Origin of the sequence: Breznakia sp. PF5-3 (genome assembly GCF_029504745.1) — a bacterium.
In the GTDB taxonomy this organism is placed as follows: domain Bacteria; phylum Bacillota_I; class Bacilli_A; order Erysipelotrichales; family Erysipelotrichaceae; genus Breznakia.
Genome location: NZ_JAQFIQ010000004.1, coordinates 1 through 19,314, shown reverse-complemented (window position 1 = coordinate 19,314; position 19,314 = coordinate 1). Strand labels below are relative to the sequence as shown.

At 32.4% G+C, this 19,314-nt stretch carries 15 protein-coding genes and 1 other RNA gene; all 16 read right to left on the bottom strand.

Annotation, left to right across the window (positions count from 1 at the left end; translation table 11 throughout):
• Positions 1-6 precede the first annotated feature (6 nt).
• Positions 7-1,443 (bottom strand): glycoside hydrolase family 1 protein, encoded by a 1,437-nt coding sequence (locus M2475_RS01575; protein WP_277489164.1) that lies wholly within the window; start codon positions 1,441-1,443, stop codon positions 7-9.
• On the bottom strand, positions 1,436-2,821 hold the full coding sequence (locus tag M2475_RS01570) for a 6-phospho-beta-glucosidase (RefSeq protein WP_277489163.1): 1,386 nt from the start codon (positions 2,819-2,821) through the stop codon (positions 1,436-1,438). Before M2475_RS01570 ends, M2475_RS01575 begins: the two co-directional genes overlap by 8 nt.
• Before the next feature lie 120 nt (positions 2,822-2,941).
• Positions 2,942-4,369: a 6-phospho-beta-glucosidase gene (locus M2475_RS01565; protein WP_277489162.1), complete on the bottom strand. Its 1,428-nt coding sequence runs from the start codon at positions 4,367-4,369 to the stop codon at positions 2,942-2,944.
• Between the two features lie 66 nt (positions 4,370-4,435).
• Complete coding sequence (locus M2475_RS01560; protein ID WP_277489161.1) at positions 4,436-6,316, bottom strand: beta-glucoside-specific PTS transporter subunit IIABC; 1,881 nt, start codon at positions 6,314-6,316, stop codon at positions 4,436-4,438.
• A 151-nt stretch (positions 6,317-6,467) separates the two neighbouring features.
• Positions 6,468-7,316, bottom strand: a complete 849-nt coding sequence (locus M2475_RS01555; protein ID WP_277489160.1) for a Cof-type HAD-IIB family hydrolase — start codon at positions 7,314-7,316, stop codon at positions 6,468-6,470.
• Complete coding sequence (locus M2475_RS01550) at positions 7,317-8,159, bottom strand: PRD domain-containing protein (RefSeq protein ID WP_277489159.1); 843 nt, start codon at positions 8,157-8,159, stop codon at positions 7,317-7,319. It lies immediately after the preceding gene.
• A gap of 201 nt (positions 8,160-8,360) precedes the next feature.
• Positions 8,361-9,560: a pyridoxal phosphate-dependent aminotransferase gene (locus M2475_RS01545; RefSeq protein ID WP_277489157.1), complete on the bottom strand. Its 1,200-nt coding sequence runs from the start codon at positions 9,558-9,560 to the stop codon at positions 8,361-8,363.
• A gap of 647 nt (positions 9,561-10,207) precedes the next feature.
• The gene (locus M2475_RS01540; RefSeq protein WP_277489156.1) at positions 10,208-10,717 is read right to left on the bottom strand and encodes a helix-turn-helix transcriptional regulator; all 510 of its coding nucleotides are present in this window, start codon (positions 10,715-10,717) and stop codon (positions 10,208-10,210) included.
• A 117-nt stretch (positions 10,718-10,834) separates the two neighbouring features.
• The gene (locus M2475_RS01535) at positions 10,835-11,266 is read right to left on the bottom strand and encodes a hypothetical protein (protein ID WP_277489155.1); all 432 of its coding nucleotides are present in this window, start codon (positions 11,264-11,266) and stop codon (positions 10,835-10,837) included.
• A gap of 173 nt (positions 11,267-11,439) precedes the next feature.
• Positions 11,440-11,824, bottom strand: a transfer-messenger RNA (tmRNA) gene (gene ssrA / locus M2475_RS01530).
• 33 nt (positions 11,825-11,857) lie between these two features.
• Positions 11,858-12,307, bottom strand: a complete 450-nt coding sequence (gene smpB / locus M2475_RS01525) for an SsrA-binding protein SmpB (RefSeq protein ID WP_277489154.1) — start codon at positions 12,305-12,307, stop codon at positions 11,858-11,860.
• Between the two features lie 9 nt (positions 12,308-12,316).
• Positions 12,317-13,459, bottom strand: coding sequence for a CapA family protein (locus M2475_RS01520; protein ID WP_277489153.1), 1,143 nt, complete (start codon positions 13,457-13,459; stop codon positions 12,317-12,319).
• Between the two features lie 8 nt (positions 13,460-13,467).
• Positions 13,468-15,558, bottom strand: coding sequence for a ribonuclease R (rnr, locus tag M2475_RS01515; RefSeq protein ID WP_277489151.1), 2,091 nt, complete (start codon positions 15,556-15,558; stop codon positions 13,468-13,470).
• A gap of 46 nt (positions 15,559-15,604) precedes the next feature.
• Positions 15,605-15,823 (bottom strand): preprotein translocase subunit SecG, encoded by a 219-nt coding sequence (secG, locus tag M2475_RS01510; RefSeq protein WP_277489150.1) that lies wholly within the window; start codon positions 15,821-15,823, stop codon positions 15,605-15,607.
• A 366-nt stretch (positions 15,824-16,189) separates the two neighbouring features.
• Positions 16,190-17,500: a phosphopyruvate hydratase gene (eno, locus tag M2475_RS01505; RefSeq protein WP_277489148.1), complete on the bottom strand. Its 1,311-nt coding sequence runs from the start codon at positions 17,498-17,500 to the stop codon at positions 16,190-16,192.
• Positions 17,501-17,694: 194 nt separating this feature from the next.
• Positions 17,695-19,077: a hypothetical protein gene (locus M2475_RS01500; protein WP_277489147.1), complete on the bottom strand. Its 1,383-nt coding sequence runs from the start codon at positions 19,075-19,077 to the stop codon at positions 17,695-17,697.
• Positions 19,078-19,314 lie beyond the last annotated feature (237 nt).

Here is a 19,314-nt window from a genome sequence, read left to right as displayed (position 1 = left end):
CTCCTTCTATAATTTTTCGCCATTTGTGGCAATTACTTCCTTATACCAATCAAATGATTTCTTCTTCTTACGTTCTAAGGTACCATTACCATCATTATCTTTATCCACATAGATAAATCCATAACGTTTTTTCATTTCTCCAGTACCTGCACTTACAATATCAATTGGACCCCACATTGTATATCCAATTAAGTCAACACCATCATCAATTGTATTGGCCATCTCATTGATATGCTTTCTCATGTAGTCAATGCGATAGTCATCTTGAATACTTCCATCCGCTTCTACTACATCTTCTGCTCCTAAACCATTTTCAACTACCATCAATGGCACATGATAACGATCATAAAGTTTATTCAATGTATATCGCAAACCAACTGGATCTACTTGCCATCCCCACTTACTAGATTCAAGATATGGGTTTTTTACTCCACCCATTAAATTACCCATTGATAATTCATGCCCTTGTTCGGTACTAACACATACACTCATATAATAAGAGAAAGTATAGAAATCTACTGTCCCTGCTTTTAAAAGTTCTTCATCGCCTTCTTCCATTTGCAAAGTAATTCCATTATCTTTCATATACTTTTTTGCAAAGTAAGAATATTCACCTAATACTTGTACATCACCACAAACATTATTAATTAGATTATCCATGGTTTGAGCCTTTAATATATCTTCAGGTTTTGATGTTAATGGATAAAAAGTAAGATGTGCTATCATATTACCAATCATAAAATTAGGATTGATTTTATGCCCTTCAATTACCGCCTTTGCACTAGCTAAAAACACATGATGTAAAGCTTGCATACGTGCTTGTGGATTATCCTTTACTGGTTTATGTTGAACGGTATTTTCATCTAATAAACCTAATACGATTAAACCACCATGTTCCATCATACCAAAATTTATTTCATTAAAAGTAAGCCAATATTTCACCTTATCTTTATAACGTTTCATTACTGTTGTTGCATAATGCACAAAGAAATCAATAACTCTTCGATCACTAAAGCCATTATATTTTTTCACAATTCCCATTGGAATTTCAAAATGACTTAATGTTACTAAAGGTTCAATACCATATTTATGACATTCATCAAAAATAGCATCATAGAATTTTAAACCTTCTTCATTTGGTTCTTCTTCATCACCTTCGGGAAAAATTCTACTCCAGTTGATAGATAATCGATATACTTTAAACCCCATCTCACCAAACAGAGCTATATCTTCTTTATAATGATGATAGTGGTCAATTGCTACATGTGATGGATAATATTGATCTTTCAAAATCGGATCATCGAATAATCTCTCTTTATGTAATCCTCCACCACGTTTATGGTCTTGAACACTAGGTCCTTTCCCACCTTCTTGCCATCCCCCTTCACACTGGTTTGCAGCTGTTGCTCCACCCCATAAAAAGTTCTTTGGGAATTTACTCATATTTAACTCCATCTGCTTCTAATGTTTTAATAACATCCTTAAATTGTGGTAAATATTTTTTATGAGCTACTAGTAATTCATTCATCACAGCAATCATTGTATCCCCACTTTCAATTAATGGGTTAATCATAAATGCTTCTTTTAATGCTTCATAACTACCACTAAGTGCTGCTTTAATTGCACACTCTTCCATTGCTTTTTGTACTTGTAACATTCCCCTTGGAGCACTATCAAACTTACCCCATCTAAGAGGTTCTGCACCATGTGCAGTAATGTAAGAAGACACTTCTGCTACACAATCATAAGGAAGATCATCAATAGCACCTTTATTCGCTGTACTTACAACCATAAGTGTACGCTTATCATTCACAATAGATGCCATTACTTCACAAGCTGCATCACTGTAGAATGCTCCACCACGTTCATTAAGTTCTTCTGGTTTATAATCTAAGTTTTCATCTTTATATAACTCAAATAATCTTTCTTCAGTTGCTTTTACAAGCTGTGCTCTAACATTATTTTTTTCATACTCTTCTTTTTCCAAGTCATACATTGTCTCTGAAATATAATAGTAACGGTGATACATACAAGGAAGAATTCCTTGATGCTTCAACAATTCATAATCAATTGGAATTTGAGGAATATTTTTTACTCCTTCTGGTACATCTTCTACATTCGCAAATGCATTGCCATCTGTATTGTATTGCTTTTCAATAATTTCTTGTGTTATTTCATTTCCTTCTTTATCCCATACACGGTGCCAGTGGAAGTGATTCAAACCTGCAAATTTAAAATACAATTCATTACTAAAAGGTGGTAATCCTTTATATGCATTCGCAATATTCATATGTACAATTGGAACATTACATAATCCAATCGTCTTCTCCCAGCCTGCATGCTTAATTGCTGCTTCTGTAACCATTCCACTTGGATTTGTAAAATTAATCAACCAAGCATCAGGACAAAGTCTTCGCATATCATCAATGATTTGCATAATTACAGGAATGGTTCTTAACGCTTTAAAAATCCCTCCTGCACCATTTGTCTCTTGTCCTAACATTCCATATTTAAGAGGAATTCTTTCATCTTTAATACGTGCATCCAGTAGCCCTACACGAAACTGTGTAGAAACAAAATCAGCATCTTTAAGTGCTGCTTCACGATCTAACGTTAAATGAATTTTCCAATCCAACCCCGCAGCCTTAACCATACGTTTTGCCATTGCTCCAACAATATTTAACTTCTCTTGTCCATCTTCAATATCTACTAACCAAATCTCACCAATATTCAATTCTTCTTTACGTTTAATAAACCCTTCAATCAACTCTGGTGTATAACTACTTCCTCCACCAATCGTTGCAATTTTTAACTTTTTCATAAGTACTCCTTTCAAGCTTTTTTACCACATTTAAAACAAATGTTCATATTATTATGATAAGCCGTATAGTTACTATACAGTCAAGTGTTTTTACTACTTTTTAAAAAAGAAAGAACTAGATTAATCTAGCTCTTCCCCATTGCTTGCAATAACTCTTTTATACCAATCAAAACTCTTCTTTTTACTACGCTTTAAAGTTCCATTTCCTTCGTTATCACGATCTACATAAATAAATCCATAACGCTTTTTCATTTCCCCTGTTCCTGCGCTTACTAAGTCAATTGGTCCCCACATTGTATAACCTAATAAATCTACTCCATCAAGTTCTACCGCTTCTTTCATTGCTTTAATATGTTCTCGCATATAATCAATGCGATAGTCATCTTCCACATATCCATTTTCATCTGGTGTATCTACTGCACCTAGTCCATTTTCAACAATAAACAATGGTTTTTGATAACGATCATACAAACTATTCATTGTAATTCTTAAGCCTAATGGATCAATTTGCCATCCCCATTCACTTGCTTCAAGATGTGGGTTTTTAAGCGAAGCGAAAATATTTCCTTCTGTTTTCGCATTGATCTCTGGATCTGCACTTGTACATCTTGATGAATAATATGAGAACGAAATAAAGTCAACGGTGTGTTCTTTTAAGATTTCTTCATCTCCTTCAACAAAAGGTATTTTAATTCCTTTTCTTTCCAATTCTTTTAATGCATATTCAGGATATGCTCCTCTTGATTGAACATCAATGAAGAAATAGTTTTCTCTATTTGCCTCCATTGCTTTCCATACATCATGTGGTTCACATGAATAAGGATATGTATCTCCAGCAGCCAACATACAACCTACCATGTTTTCTGGATCTACTTCATGAGCAATCTTAGTAGCTAAAGCACTAGCAACAAGTTCATGATGCGCTGCAGTATACTTTACTTGCTCTTTATTATCACCAGCTTCAAAATATAATCCTGCGCCCATAAATGGTGCATGTAAAATCATATTGATTTCATTAAATGTAAGCCAGTATTTTACTAACCCTTTGTATCTTCTAAAAATAACATTACATAGATTTTCATAGAATCCTATTAACTCTCTACTTCTCCATGCACCATATTTTTCAATTAAATGCATTGGACAATCAAAATGTGTAATTGTTACAAGTGGTTCAATTCCATATTTATGACATTCCTTAAATAAGTCTTCATAAAACTTTAGTCCTGCTTCATTAGGCTCTTTTTCATCGCCTTTTGGGAAAATTCTTGACCATGCGATTGACAAACGATATGTTTTGAATCCCATTTCTCCAAACAATGCGATATCTTCTTTATAATGATGATACATATCAATTGCATTTTTTGCTGGATAAAAATATTTATCATCAAAATCAAACATCTTCATTTCTCCAGAAATCACTTTGAAACGATCTGGACCCGTTGGTGCAACATCAACATTTGCTAGTCCTCTTCCATCTTCATTATATCCACCTTCACACTGGTTGGCAGCTGTAGCTCCACCCCATAAAAAATCTTTTCTAAATCCCATGTTATACCTCTCTTTCATTTAGAAAAATCAAAAGCATTAGAGATCTAATGCTTTTGAATCATCATCTTAAATAATTGCAGTAATTAATTCATCACCTGTTGATACTTTATCTGTTTGTACTTCTAATAAATCCAAGTAATCTTTTGTATTTGTTACAACAACTGGTGTTTGTAAATTATATCCTGCTTCTTTAATTGCATCCATATCAAATGTAAGCAATAGTTGTCCTTTTCTTACTTTATCACCTTGTTTTACTTTCGCATCAAAGTGTTTTCCTTCTAATTGTACCGTATCCAATCCAATGTGAATTAATAATTCCATTCCATTATCAGATACCAATCCAATTGCATGTTTTGTTGGAAATAAAGTTGTAACTGTTCCATCAAATGGTGCAACTACTTTCCCTTCAGTTGGTTCAATTGCAATTCCTCTTCCTAAAGTTCCTTGTGCAAATGCATCATCTTTTACTTTTGAAAGTGATATGATTGATCCTTTAATAGGACTACCAACAACTTCTTTTTTTACTTCTAAATTCATCTCTTCTACATTAACATCTTCTACGACTGTATCATCTTTCCAGAAAAGAATTGTCAATACAAATCCAATCACCATAGATACTGCAATACATAAGAATGAAATCCACATTCCACTTGCATCTCCTTCAGGAGAAATGTAACTTACTGTTCCAAAGATTCCAAGTCCTCCCATTACATATGCTTTTGCATTCATTACTGCCATTATTACACCACCTGCAGCTCCACCAATCATTGAGAAAATAAATGGTTTCTTGTGTGGCAGTGATAATCCATAAATTGCCGGTTCTGTTACTCCACAAATTCCTGATATAACAGCTGGAACCACCAATTCTTTTTCTTTTGGATTTTTTAATTTGAAGTACATTGCTGCTACTACTGCTGTTTGTGAGAAACTTGCTCCAAACATTCCACCTAGAATTTGTTCATATCCAAATGTACCTAAGTTAATCATTGCTAATGGAATGATACTCCAGTGTAATCCAAAGATTACAAGTACTTGCCAGAAGAATCCAACAACCAATCCATAAACTATTGGAGATGTAGCAAACAACCATGTGAATCCATCACCTAATAAGTTTGTAAGAATTGATACAATTGGTCCAATTACTAAGAATCCTACTGGTAATGCAATTAATAATACAAAGAATGGTACAAAGAAGTTTTGAATAACTTCTGGAATAAATTTTTGACCCAATTTTTGTAGTTGTGCTGCAAATGCTACAATTACAAGTACTGGTACAACACTACTTGTATAGTCATTTGCTACCCATGGAATTCCTAAGAATGTAGTTGAATAGCTAATATCCAATACTTTACCTAAAGGGTCAGCTGCATTCAATACAGATCCTTGAATGCTTGGGTAACACAATGCTGCCCCAATTACCATACCTACCATTGGATTTAAACCAAACTTCTTACTTGATGTATAACCTACTACAATTGGTAAGAAATAGAATAATGCATCTCCAATTGCGTTCAACATTAAATATACACCTGATGTATTTGTATATAATTCTAAGAAAACCAATAATGCGTTTAATCCCTTGATCATACCAGCAGCACATAATGCCCCTAAGAATGGTTGGAATGATCCACTAATAATATCAATCAAGCGATTGAATGGACCCATTTTTTCTCCACCTGCTGCTTGTGTATCTGCTGCAATTCCTGCAACTTCTACTACTTCATCGTATACTTTTGGTACATGGTTTCCAATAACTACTTGATATTGTCCTCCACTTTTCATTACCGTAACGACACCATTCATGTTTTTTAAAACATCATCGTTTGCTAATGATTCATCTTTTAATTTAAAACGTAATCTTGTAATACAGTGTGTTAAACTGTTGATATTATCTTTTCCACCAACGTTCTTGACAATATCTTTTGCTAATTGTTCATATTTTCCCATTTTTAATTACCTCCATCTTTCTGTTCTTAAATAGTTTTTAATATGAAATCTGAAGGTTTGGCCAACTTAATGTCACCATCCATAACTAATGATTTTATAACTAAAGCTTTTCTTATTAACAAATGCCTCCTTTCTGCTTTTACTTACTTTCTTAAATTAATTGATATTTCTTAAATGCTTCATAAATACCATCTTCATCATGACGTTTTGTCACATCATCTGCTATATCAATTAAAGCTTGCTTGGCATTCCCCATGGCAATACCAATATCACAATATTGAAACATATCAATGTCATTCGTTCCATCACCGATTGCAATCGTTGATGCATCTTTTTGTTTCAAATATGTTAATAACTTATCAATTGCACTTGCCTTACTCACTCCAGCAACTGCTAATTCACCACTGTTAGAACCAAAAGCAGGTACGGTACAGTGAATAACCTCATATTGATTTTCAAATTCTTTCTTTATCTTTTCAAATGAAATTCTCTCATTTCCTAAAAAACATATTTTGTTTACATCTTCGCGATATAAATTGTCTTCTCCATCAATTAATTCCTCAATAAACGGATGTGGATTTTCTTCTTTTTGACGTTTTGCATCCATATCATTTAGAACATCTCCATAAAGTAGATATTCTAAGCGATTCTTACATCTTGGACCTGCATACAATCCACCATTACTTTCTACATAAAAAGGAATTTTATTTGAAGTGAAATAATCTACAGCATGAACGACTTCTTCTTTTGCTACTCGTTCATGAAAAATCGTTTTTCCATCACTCTCACAAAAACCACCGCCCGCTCCAATGATTCCATCAAATCCGATATCCATTACATGATCGAATATTTCGGGTTTTGATCTTCCTGTACATAAATATAATTTGTGTCCATTTTCTCTAGCTCTTTGACATGCTTCAATTGCACTATTTGGTACCGTTGTAGCATCATCTAAACACAAAGTTCCATCAATATCTAAAAATACTATTCTTTTATTCATCTACTTATCACTCTTATATATAACCCTTTCTATATGAATGGTTAGATATAGTTGTTCTTCGTTGGATAATACATAATCATATTTTTCTGCGATAAACTGCGTAATCTTAACAACACATTCATATGCATTTCTATATTTAACTTTTATCACTTCCAATAAATCATCCTCAGTTTCACTCGCATACGTATTATGATTTATCAAACGTTGCGCAAAAAACTTTAAATGTGTGATAAAACGATAGAAATAAACTGAATCTTCATCAAATTCTACATTGAAGAAGTACTTTACGATATTTGAAATTTCTTGCATTACTTTCGTAATTTCATAAACATCTTCAATTTCTTCTTCCATTTGTGCATTTACAATATGTAAGGCAATAAACCCTGCCTCATCTTCTGGCAAACGCACTTTAAACTTTTCTTCTATCATATCCAATGCTTGTTTCCCAACTTCAAATTCATCTGGGTAGAACCTTTTGGTATCCCATAACAATGCATTTTTCACAACTATTCCCTCTTGAAATCTTACGATTGCTGTATACATATGGTCTACTATAGATATGTAAATGGAGTCATTAAGTTTACGTCCCAAATGTGTTTTCGCAAACTTTACAATATCTTCTCCCAATTCCAAATACTCAAGCGGAATATCTACAACTAATTCTTGAAATCTACTATTGACATCATGATTAGCCATATAGAATTCTTTATCTACCATATTCGCATCAATCTCGTCGCCAACTTTTCTTTTAAAAGCTAGCCCACGCCCCATTACAATTTTTTCAAGCCCTTTTTCATCGTGAATTACAACCACATTATTATTCAAGATTTTCTCTATTTTCATAATATGAACCTCTTTCTAAAATAATAAAAACCCATTCACCCAAATAATATAAAAACATATTATAATGAGTAAATAGGTTTAGCTTGTAAAACAATCACTATCCAACTTACACTGTCATACTACCATACTTAATTTTAGATTGCAAGCGTTTTCACAAACTAAAAGTTAAAATTCGAAAACAACAATATTCATTTTTATTTACTATTTTTGATAATCAATTAGAGCTGATTTAATTCTTCGTAAAGCATCAACCACCCGCTCATCATCTTTATATACTCCTAAGACAATCCGGATATGACCTTCTCCTCCAGGCCCATAATTAATACCATCATTCACACATACTTTCGCATGTTGAATCAAATAAGATACAATGTCTGAAGCATTGCCAAGTTTTGATACATCAACCCAACAAAGGAAACCAGATTCTGGAAGCTTCATTGAAACATTAGGAATTTGATTCAAAATTTCATAAGCTTTTTTACGTCGATAATCAAATGAGTTTTCGAATGCTTTCATGAAACTTTGATCTTCAAATGCTGCCAATACTGCTACTTGAGCAATACTATTTGTCGCTCCTAAAACACTAACTGCAGCCCCATATAAAGCATCCATAATTACATCATTTGTAACTAAATAGCCCACTCGATAACCACTAAATCCCATTCCTTTTGATACTGAAAAAACAGTAATGGTACGTTCCCACATACCAGGTAATGATGCAGGGGTAATCATTTTATTTTCATATGTGAAATCTTCAAATGCTTGATCACATACTAAAATTAAATCATTTTTAATAATAAAGTCTGCTAATTGAAACAATGAAGATTCATTAAACACTGTTGTCGTTGGATTATTTGGATGTGTTAAAACTACCATTTTTGTTTTTGGTGTAAGACGTTTTTCAAACTCTTTAATATCAATTTGAAAATCATCTTTCTCTTTCAATTGAATTGGTATCGCCTTTGCACCTAATATTTCCACGTTTTGAAAATTATTTGGATAAGATGGTGTTGGAATCATTACTTCATCTTCCGCATCTAAAAAAGAGAGCATTGCATAATACAACCCTGAATCAGATCCAGGAGTAATTAGAATATTGCGTTTTGCAACAACTTCTAAACCATTTTGTCTTTTTAACTTCTTTGCGATTGCAACCTTAAGATCATCATTTCCAATTGGTGCTGTATAATGTGCAGAAAGGGGTGCATTAACTGCATCCAATGTCGCCTTTAATACATGATCAGGAAGAGAAAAATCAGGATTATATGGATCTGCCCACCCCATCAAATCAACGCCTTGTTCTCCCAGCTTTTGATATGAATCACCAACATCCGCTTTTTCTACCTCACTAAATAGTCCACCCTCAAATTTTTGGAATGCTTTTCTCATTTTTTGTTTCATAGTATCTCCTTATATTTCATTTATAATTTAATCTTAATGTAACTCTTGCAGCAAGTCAATGACATAAAAAAAGAGAATTCTTTAATTCCCTTTTTTTATTTAACTCTTTTACCCATGTCACTTAAGGATTAGTATTGAGAAAGCAGCAATTGGTAACAATTGAGTGTAGAAACTGATAATTTTGAATCTCTTGCTTTAATTGTAGGGGTAGTTGTTGGACCATCCTATATGACATAAAGAGTTAATACTTTATCTTTCACTAGTTGCGATTTACCGCTTCAAATAACTTCATATTAAAGATATTTAATTACTAGTAAAATTCTGTTTACTTCTTCCGAACCGTTTACTAAAAACAGTTACACCTTTTATCCCTTTCTTTTCGTGATATCTCTTCCAAATATTTAATCTTATAAGATATATTATTATATATCTTATATATTATAAATATCACATAATTAAAAATGTGTCAATAGGAAATCATAATTTTAAGAATATCATTCATTTTACGCTCTTCCTCCATCCATACCTATAATGCTTGATTAAAAAGCGATTCTTAACTATTTTTTATCTCATCCGACATTTGATTAACTGTCCATCTCTACCAACTGAACTTTTAAAGTTTGAACTATATCCAAAAATATCGTATTTTATACTTTCTTCCATACTAAAAAAATTCCAATGATTGATCCTATAAGTATGATTGGAGCTAATCTGAAAAACAACCACTCAAAAGCATGAAAAGCTACCCCAATAACGCTGGTTTCAGGATTATTATAATCCCAATCTAAGTAAGGACTATTTAATACTGTTAAGATCACAAAAGTTATTACTATGAAGGCACACAATGGGATAAGTAACCAATAAAGGGTTTTTCGTCTTGTAACCTTCCTTTGTGCAAGTTGTAAGTTTATAATCTCCAATTTTTCGGAAATCGCTTTTATGTCATCAACTTTCGTCTCAGGAATCGTTTCTCCAAGCAAAGTACTTACAGGTGTTTCAAACACTTCCGATATTGATATCAACATATCAGAATCAGGAACTGACAATCCTTGCTCCCATTTAGAGATTGTTTGTCGTACCACATTCAGCTTAATAGCGAGCTCTTCTTGTGAAAGCCCTTTTGATTTTCTGATTGCTTTAATATTCTCGTTTAACATTAAGAATAACCTCCTTTCTTTCAGTTGTATCACTATTATAAGAGAGCCCACTAGTTGCCACAAGCAACGTATCTTAACATTCAAGTTTTATCATCATGAAAGTGCATAAAATATTACTTACTTTCTAAGCGTTTTGAGTTGATTTAACTTTTGTTGATTTGAACTTATACCTCCTCTTATTCCAAATACAGCTACAAGAAAAATAGGTATTAAAGATAATGCCACTAATGCAGCCATATTGAATGGATACTGATAAATATCTATGAGTTCAAAAAAATGTAGAACACCTAAAACAAATATAATTATTACAACAATAAAAAGTACAATCTTATCAAATAGCATAATTTTTTTCAACCTGATGATTGCTTTATCAATTGATTCAACATCCTGTTTATTTGATTTCGATATAAATAATTTAAAATATAGAAATATCGCAATAACAAAAAGAAATATTACCACTCCTAGGAAAAAGAAAAAAAATTGCACTTTAGAATCCATGAAATCAATTTCGCCAAAAATTTCACTTAAGAGTTTCAAGATATTCTTCATTTTCTAATACCTCCACAAATTCTAGATTATTGATATCTTCATTATAACAAAATCGATACTGCAATAAAATATTCTCATGATTCAAATAGGAATTATTGCAAATCATATGCAAAAGTACACCAAATTATAATTAAGCATAATAAAACCCCTTATTTAAGGGGTCATTTTCATATTGGTGGAGCTGGCGAGAGTCGAACTCGCGTCCAAAAATAGTCCCACGTATAAACCTCTACAGTTTAGTTTACTTTAATAATTAATAGTTTCAAGCAAACAAAAGAAAATCTATTAATCTAATCTATTTGATTTTCGTGTAGTATCCTAGACTAACAAATAACTACCTTATCTTTCATCTTTACAAAATATCTTGTGGAAAGCTACACAAAGATATTTGGCTGCAACCAGTTTTTAGGTTATATTAAGCAGCAAATGCAACACTTTGGTTACCACCAAAGATGTTAGCTAATTTAGTTTTTCCAGTTAAATTGGATTGATGATTAACGTGGATCACACGACTGCAGTTTATACCAAACATATTCCTGTCGAAACCTTTACAGCCCCAGGATATTTCTATAACAGAGTTATTATAGCATACTAATAAGATCTTTTGATTGCCTTTTGCATCATTCGATCTGCATCTCTTTGTTTTTCTGTATTTCGTTTATCATAAAGATGCTTCCCTTTTGCCAAAGCAATTTCTAGCTTCGCTTTCCCTTTTTCCAAATACAAAGACAAAGGTACAATCGTATAACCTTGTAACCTTGTCTTTTGTTCAAGCTTTTTAATCTCATGACGATGTAAAAGCAATTTTCGATCCCTTGTCTCATCATGATTAAAAATATTACCAAACTCATAAGGAGGAATATGCATGTTTTTTATATAAGCTTCATGATCAATAAACGAAATATATGCTTCTTTCAATTGAATTGACCCTTTGCGAATTGATTTTATTTCTGTCCCATGTAATACAAGTCCAGCTTCAAAAGTATCTTCAATAAAATAATCATGTTTCGCTTTTCGATTATATGTAATAACTTTCCTCATCATTTCCTCCTAATATATGATTTCTACTTTATCATTCATCACCGACTCTACCAAATCAATAAAGTATTGTCTTGTAACATCTTGATTTTGTGATGTTAATGTATGTGTTTTTGCTAATTCATCCGTGTAATCTTTCAATACATACGTACGATAGTTTTTAAAATTATCTGAAATATACGTTACGGTTGGCCAAAATGCCACTTCATCAAATGCAATCGCTTTTGTTGTTTTATTATATTTAATAGTCCAACGAGCCATGCCACCAAGCATACGATAATTTACATCTTGCGCAGATAAGAAATTTCCTAGGGAATATATGACCAATGTTTCATTTCCATTTTCCCCTTTAAGATAATCCATAGGTTGAATTACATGTGGATGTCCACCAATGATTACATCTACACCTAAATCACTAAGATATTGTGCTAATTCTTCTTGTTCAGCATTTTCTTCGAGCTGATATTCTTCGCCCCAATGCATACTTACAACTTGGATATCACTAATCTGATTTAATTGTTCCATATCTGCTTTTATTACATCCAAATCTATAAGATTGACTAGATATTCTTTTCCTGCTGGTAATTCAAACCCATTTAAACCATATGTATATCCAATCATCCCAACTTTTACACCATCAACTTCCTTTATATGATAACGCTCTGCATCGGCAGATGATTGAATTCCACTCACAGTAAGATCAGGATATTTATCTAAATACTTTAACTCATTTACAATCCCTTGTTCGCCACGATCAAAGCTATGATTACTAGAACCCGACAACCAATTAAATCCTGCTTTATGGACAGCATCTAAAATTTCATAAGGCCCATTAAATGTTGGATAGCCTGATAACCCTAATTCCGTTCCACCACAAATAGTCTCTTGGTTGATGTAAGAAATATCAGCATCTTTTGTAAGATAGTTGGTATTTGTATAAATATCATCAAAGCTATAGTTTCCATTTGCATCTCTATTATAATAATAAATTGCTTCATGAATTAAATTATCTCCAACAGCAGAAAATGAAATATCTACAATTTCCTCTTTTTTTACTTCTTGCTTATCTTCTTTCTTATTTTCTACTTTATCTGATTTTCCACCAGAACAAGCTACTAATAAGAATGACAACGTAACGATTAGTATTTTTTTCATAACGTCTCCTATATGATTTCAAAATCAATTTGTTTTTTAAACTTCGACGCATCTATAACTTTAACTCTAACTTTTTGTCCCATTTTGTATTGCTTTGCACTATGCTGAGCAATTAATGCTTTAGCACGATCATCATAGTGATATACATCATCTTTTAAAGTAGAAATATGGACTAGTCCTTCAATTGTATTTTCAAGTTCCACAAACATCCCAAACTTAGTTATTGAAGAAACAACACCATCGAACTTATGATTAATATATGCTTCCATATATTCACATTTCTTCATATCTTCTACGTCACGTTCTGCTTCTACTGCATTACGTTCCATTTTTGATGTATGTTCGCTGGCTTCATCAATAAAGTGTTCATCTTTTTCAATCATTTCTAGATTATGAACATGATTGAAATAATGTTTTCTCAACATACGATGAACGATTAAATCTGGATACCTCCGTATTGGCGAAGTAAAGTGTGTATACTCTTGCAATCCCAAACCAAAATGCCCAAGACAATTTTGATCATAACGTGCTTTTCTCATACTACGTAACATGTATGTAGATAATACATCAAAAGATGGATCTTTATGTGCTTGCTTAAGCAATTGCTGTAATTGCTTTGGATATACATGATTTACATCTGCTTTTAAAGTATACCCCATTGTATTCACTAAATGTGCAAATTCACGCATCTTCTTAGGATCTGGTGTCTCATGAACACGATAAATACTCGGCATATCCAAATGCTTTGTATGCGCTGCTACACATTCATTCGCTGCAATCATAAAATCTTCAATGATGCGTTCTGCTTCTCCTCGTTCACGTAAAACAATATCTTTTACTTTTCCTTGTTTATCAACTAAAATCTTACTTTCTTTTTTATCAAAATCAATTTCACCTAAGGCATCTTTCCGTTTCCTTAAAATCATAGAAAGCTGCTTAGCATCATCCAGCATCTCTAAAAGATCATCAAATTTCTTTTGCACTTTCTGATTACCATTCAAAATAAGATTTACATTTGTATATGTCATTCGTCTTGTTGTTTTAATATAAGATGGTGCAATCTTGTAGTCAACAACTTCTCCATGATGATTGATTTCCATGATACATGAAAGAGTAAGCCGTTCTACCTTTTCATTAAGGCTACAAATTCCATTCGATAGTACATGAGGCAACATTGGTACTACACGATCCACTACATACACACTCGTACCGCGCTTATAAGCCTCTTTATCTAACAAACTTCCTTCTTTGACATAATAAGACACATCAGCGATATGCACGCCTAGCACATAGTTCTTGCCCTTACGTTTCACGCTTATAGCATCATCTAAGTCTTTTGAATCTTCGCCATCGATTGTAATGGTTAATTCATCACGTAAATCCAATCGACCTTTTTTATCATCTTCTGTAATTTCTTCCTTTATCTGATCTGCTTCTTGAAGTACACCTTTAGGAAATGCAGGCTCAATATCATGTTCCAACAAAATACTTAAAATATCAATTCCTGGATCATATTTATGACCAATAATCTGCAAAATTGTACATTCTAAAGTTTTTCCAAACTTTTCAATATACAATTGAACTTTCGTATCATTTACTAATTTAAAATCTTTTAAATTACGAATTTTAAACTTCTGATTTGGCATCGGTGTATCTGGTAAAAACCATGTCCGATTATTTTTCTTCTTAATTACCCCTATAACTGTATGTTTTGAATGTGAAATCACCTTAATGACTTCACATTCAATACTATCATCTCGATTATGAATAATGCGAGCCAACACCTCATCACCATCTAAATACTTAACAATTTCATAGCGATTTGCATATATACTCATTTCATCATTTTCAACAAAACCAAAACCTTTAGGATTTTTACGCAACACTCCAACAAAATAACCTAACTTCTCCAAAGGGAAATATTGATTCTTTTCATTTTGAATAATAATATACTCATCTTCCAAACGATTTAGTGATTTCATCAATTGGGTCAATTCCTGACTTGACGAAACAGAAAATGCTTCTTTAAACCCATTTACATCTAAGCCCTTATATTTGTTTGATTGAATGGTATTTAATATCATATTCGTATAGTTCATTATTATCCCTCCCTTCTCTTTAAAAAAAAGACCAATTGGTCTTTTCTTATAGTCTAATTAATATTACTAACACAAAGAAAATAATTCCTAAAACCAATGTAATATTAGCTATTATTTTCTCAGGTCCTCGTTCTTTGACATTAGCGAATAAGTTCAAACCCTCACCTCCGGTAAAGGCACCGCTAATACCGTCAGATTTTCCACTTTGTAATAACGAAAGGACGATAATAGCTACTGCAACAACCATTAACAAAATATCTAACATTTCAACATCCTCCTTTCATTGCCATACTATTATATCATAGTCCAAGTAAATTTCAATAAAAAATCAATTATAATCTTCACAAGCCCTAGAATTTATCTACGTTTTTTATAAAAGATTCATAGAATTTACTACATCAATACCATCTCCAAGTAAATGAGAACTTAAATCATAACTTTTTTATTATTAGATTTATACTCTAACAAATTAAAAAAGCAGAAGTATTTTCTGCTTTTTGTAAATACCCCATGAAAAGAATGTTATATCTTTTGAGGGCGGGCATCTTCCATTATGTAAGACACATTATATTGGTAAAAAGTTCGTTTTTTTATCAATAAAGTAAAAATACCCTAAAAAGGGTATTTTAAATTACTTCTTAATATTATAGAATGCTGATAATTGTGGGTAAACAGAAATCTTTTCTTCACCACGACTATTAATTTCATCATCAATTCTTAATAATTGATTGTATTTCGCGATACGGTCTGTTCTAGACATAGATCCCGTTTTAATTTGACCAGCGTTTAATCCAACAGCAATATCTGCAATTGTTGAATCTTCTGTTTCACCTGAACGGTGAGAAACCACACAAGTATATCCTGCTTTCTTAGCCATTTCAATAGCGTCGAAAGTTTCTGTTAATGTACCAATTTGGTTTACTTTGATTAGAATTGAGTTTGCAATTCCTTTTTCAATTCCTTCTTTAAGAATTTTAGGGTTTGTAACAAACAAGTCATCTCCAACCAATTGAATTTTATCTCCTAAACGATCTGTAAGTTTTTTCCATCCATCCCAGTCGTTTTCTCCAAGACCATCTTCAATTGAGATGATTGGGTATTTATCTACCCATTCAGCATACATATCAATCATTTCATCAGTTGTTTTTGTTCCAGTTCCTGATTTTGATAATTCGTATACATTTTTGTCTGCATTATAGAATTCGCTAGCTGCAACATCCATTGCTAACATGATATCTTTTCCAGGTTTGTATCCTGCTTTTTCGATTGCTTCCATAATTACTTTCAATGGTGCTTCGTTGTTTTCTAGGTTTGGTGCAAATCCACCTTCATCACCTACTGCAGTAACTTGTCCTTTTGCCTTTAAAACAGCTTTTAAAGCATGGAATGTTTCAGCACCCATTCTTAATGCTTCTTGGATATCTTTAGCTCCAACTGGCATAATCATGAATTCTTGGAAATCTACTGATGAATCAGCATGTGATCCTCCATTTACAACATTCATCATTGGAACAGGTAATGTTTTTCCATTAAACCCACCAAAGTATTTAAACAATGGCATTCCATAGTAATCAGCAGCAGCAATTGCAGCAGCCATTGATACACCTAAAATAGCATTTGCTCCTAATTTTGATTTATCAGGAGTTCCATCTAATTCAATCATTGTCTTATCAACTAATGATTGGTCTGTACAGTCTAATCCGATTACTGCATCTGCAATAATATCGTTAACATTAGCTACTGCTTTTGTAACACCTTTTCCATCAAAACGACTTTTATCTCCATCACGTAACTCTAGTGCTTCTCTTTCTCCAGTAGAAGCTCCACTTGGAACCATAGCACGTCCGTAAGCTCCAGATTGTGTAGTTAATTCAACTTCAACTGTTGGATTTCCACGAGAGTCAATGACTTCTCTAGCGTAAACATCAATAATAATTGGCATTTTCTAAATTCCTCCTTGTGTATTTATATATCACGAATTTAGTATAGCATAAACAAGGGTCAAAATAAAGGCAAAAAATAATTATTTCACAAGTTCAAACCCATGATAAATACAGCTCTATAAATACATAAATATGATTTTATTTTCATCCGAGTTCATTCATAAAAAAAGCTGCGTTATTGCAGCTTTAATACCTATTCTTCTGTTTTATAATTTCTTTTCAAAATCATAACACTTGCCAATAACAACAGAGCATAAACTGGTGTGTTTTTTTGATCTGAAGTATTTACAGCATTTGATGTAGCTGTCATATTATTACCTTTTGCCGTTGTACTTCCAGCTACAGCAGGAGCTTTTTTACCAGTATCCACAATTGTTACCATGATTTTAGAATCGTATTCATACCCTTTATAATTCACTGTAAATCTTACATAATATTCTCCAGCCGACGAAACACTCTTTAAAGCGTCTAAATCTTCTGCATTGATAACAACGTCTGCTGCTGTTGGTAATGATCTACTCAAAGTATCTTCTACTGTAAAAGATATATCCAATAATTCAATCAACTTTTCTGCTGTGATTGTATTTAAATCTTCAAGTGTAAGTTCAAGATCATTTTTTTGAATAATTAGATTAGGCTTTGAATCTTCAACAATCGTAATTTTAGAAACTACTTGAATACCATATTCACCTTTTGCAGAAAAGCTCATAAAAAACTCATCTTCATCCCCTTTTGGATAAGCATCAATTTCTAATTCTAAAGCCTCATAAATTGGATTGCAATCCGCATCCATATCAACTGCTTTCTTTATTTCTGCTTTGGAACGAGCAATATAATCTGCTTTGGTTAAATTAGCAAGTTCACTACGTTTCACTGTAAAGTCTTCTGCATTTTGTTGATATTCAACAACCAAAGGACAATCCTTTACTACTTTTATTATAATTGTTTTAGAAATCTGAGGATTCTCTTTCATAACTAGTTTCGCTGTATATTCTCCTCTTTCAGCAAGTAAAGTTGTTGATTCAACTATAACTTCCATTTCTTCCAAATCACTTAAACGAATTATTTGTGCTTGTGATAACTTTATAATATCCTCATTCGTAATATTTTCTGCTTTATCAGCAGATATAACTATATTATATGCTGTAAACTGATAATCATCATTAAGATCACACACTTCTAGAATATCTTTTTGAGTCACTAATACACTTACTTCTTTTTCCATGATACTTGGATTTTCCGAATAAAATCTAATCGTATGTATACCAAGTTTATCAACATTTATTCCACCTTTTAAAGAAGTATAATCTACATGTATCACTTCATTTACATTTCCATCAATTTTCGCATCAAATAAATTAATAAAATATTCTTCATTAACGTCTGTTGTTGGAATTGTCCCATCACAATCCATTCCATTTATTGAAACATTCTGCTCATCTGCATTTACACTAATTTGCATTACTCCATCATCTGCATATGTGTCCAATAATGGATTACTAGCAGTAAAAGCCATCACCATTACTCCAGTAAGTAAAAATAAAAGCCCTGTTCTTTTTAATATTCTTTTTCTCATTTTCTTTCCTCCGCTTACTATTGGACGCATTTCTCACAAAACAGGTTCATAAAAGTTCAAAAAAAGAACTACAACTGATGTGAACCCCCAAAGTTAGACAATAAACTAACAAAGGGGGTTTTTCTTATGAAGTTGACTAACGAAATTAAAAAGAAGATTGTTTTAGAAAAAGATTCTGGTGTGAGTACTTCAACAATTGCTGCGAGGTATGACATTCCTATAAAGACGATTAAACAT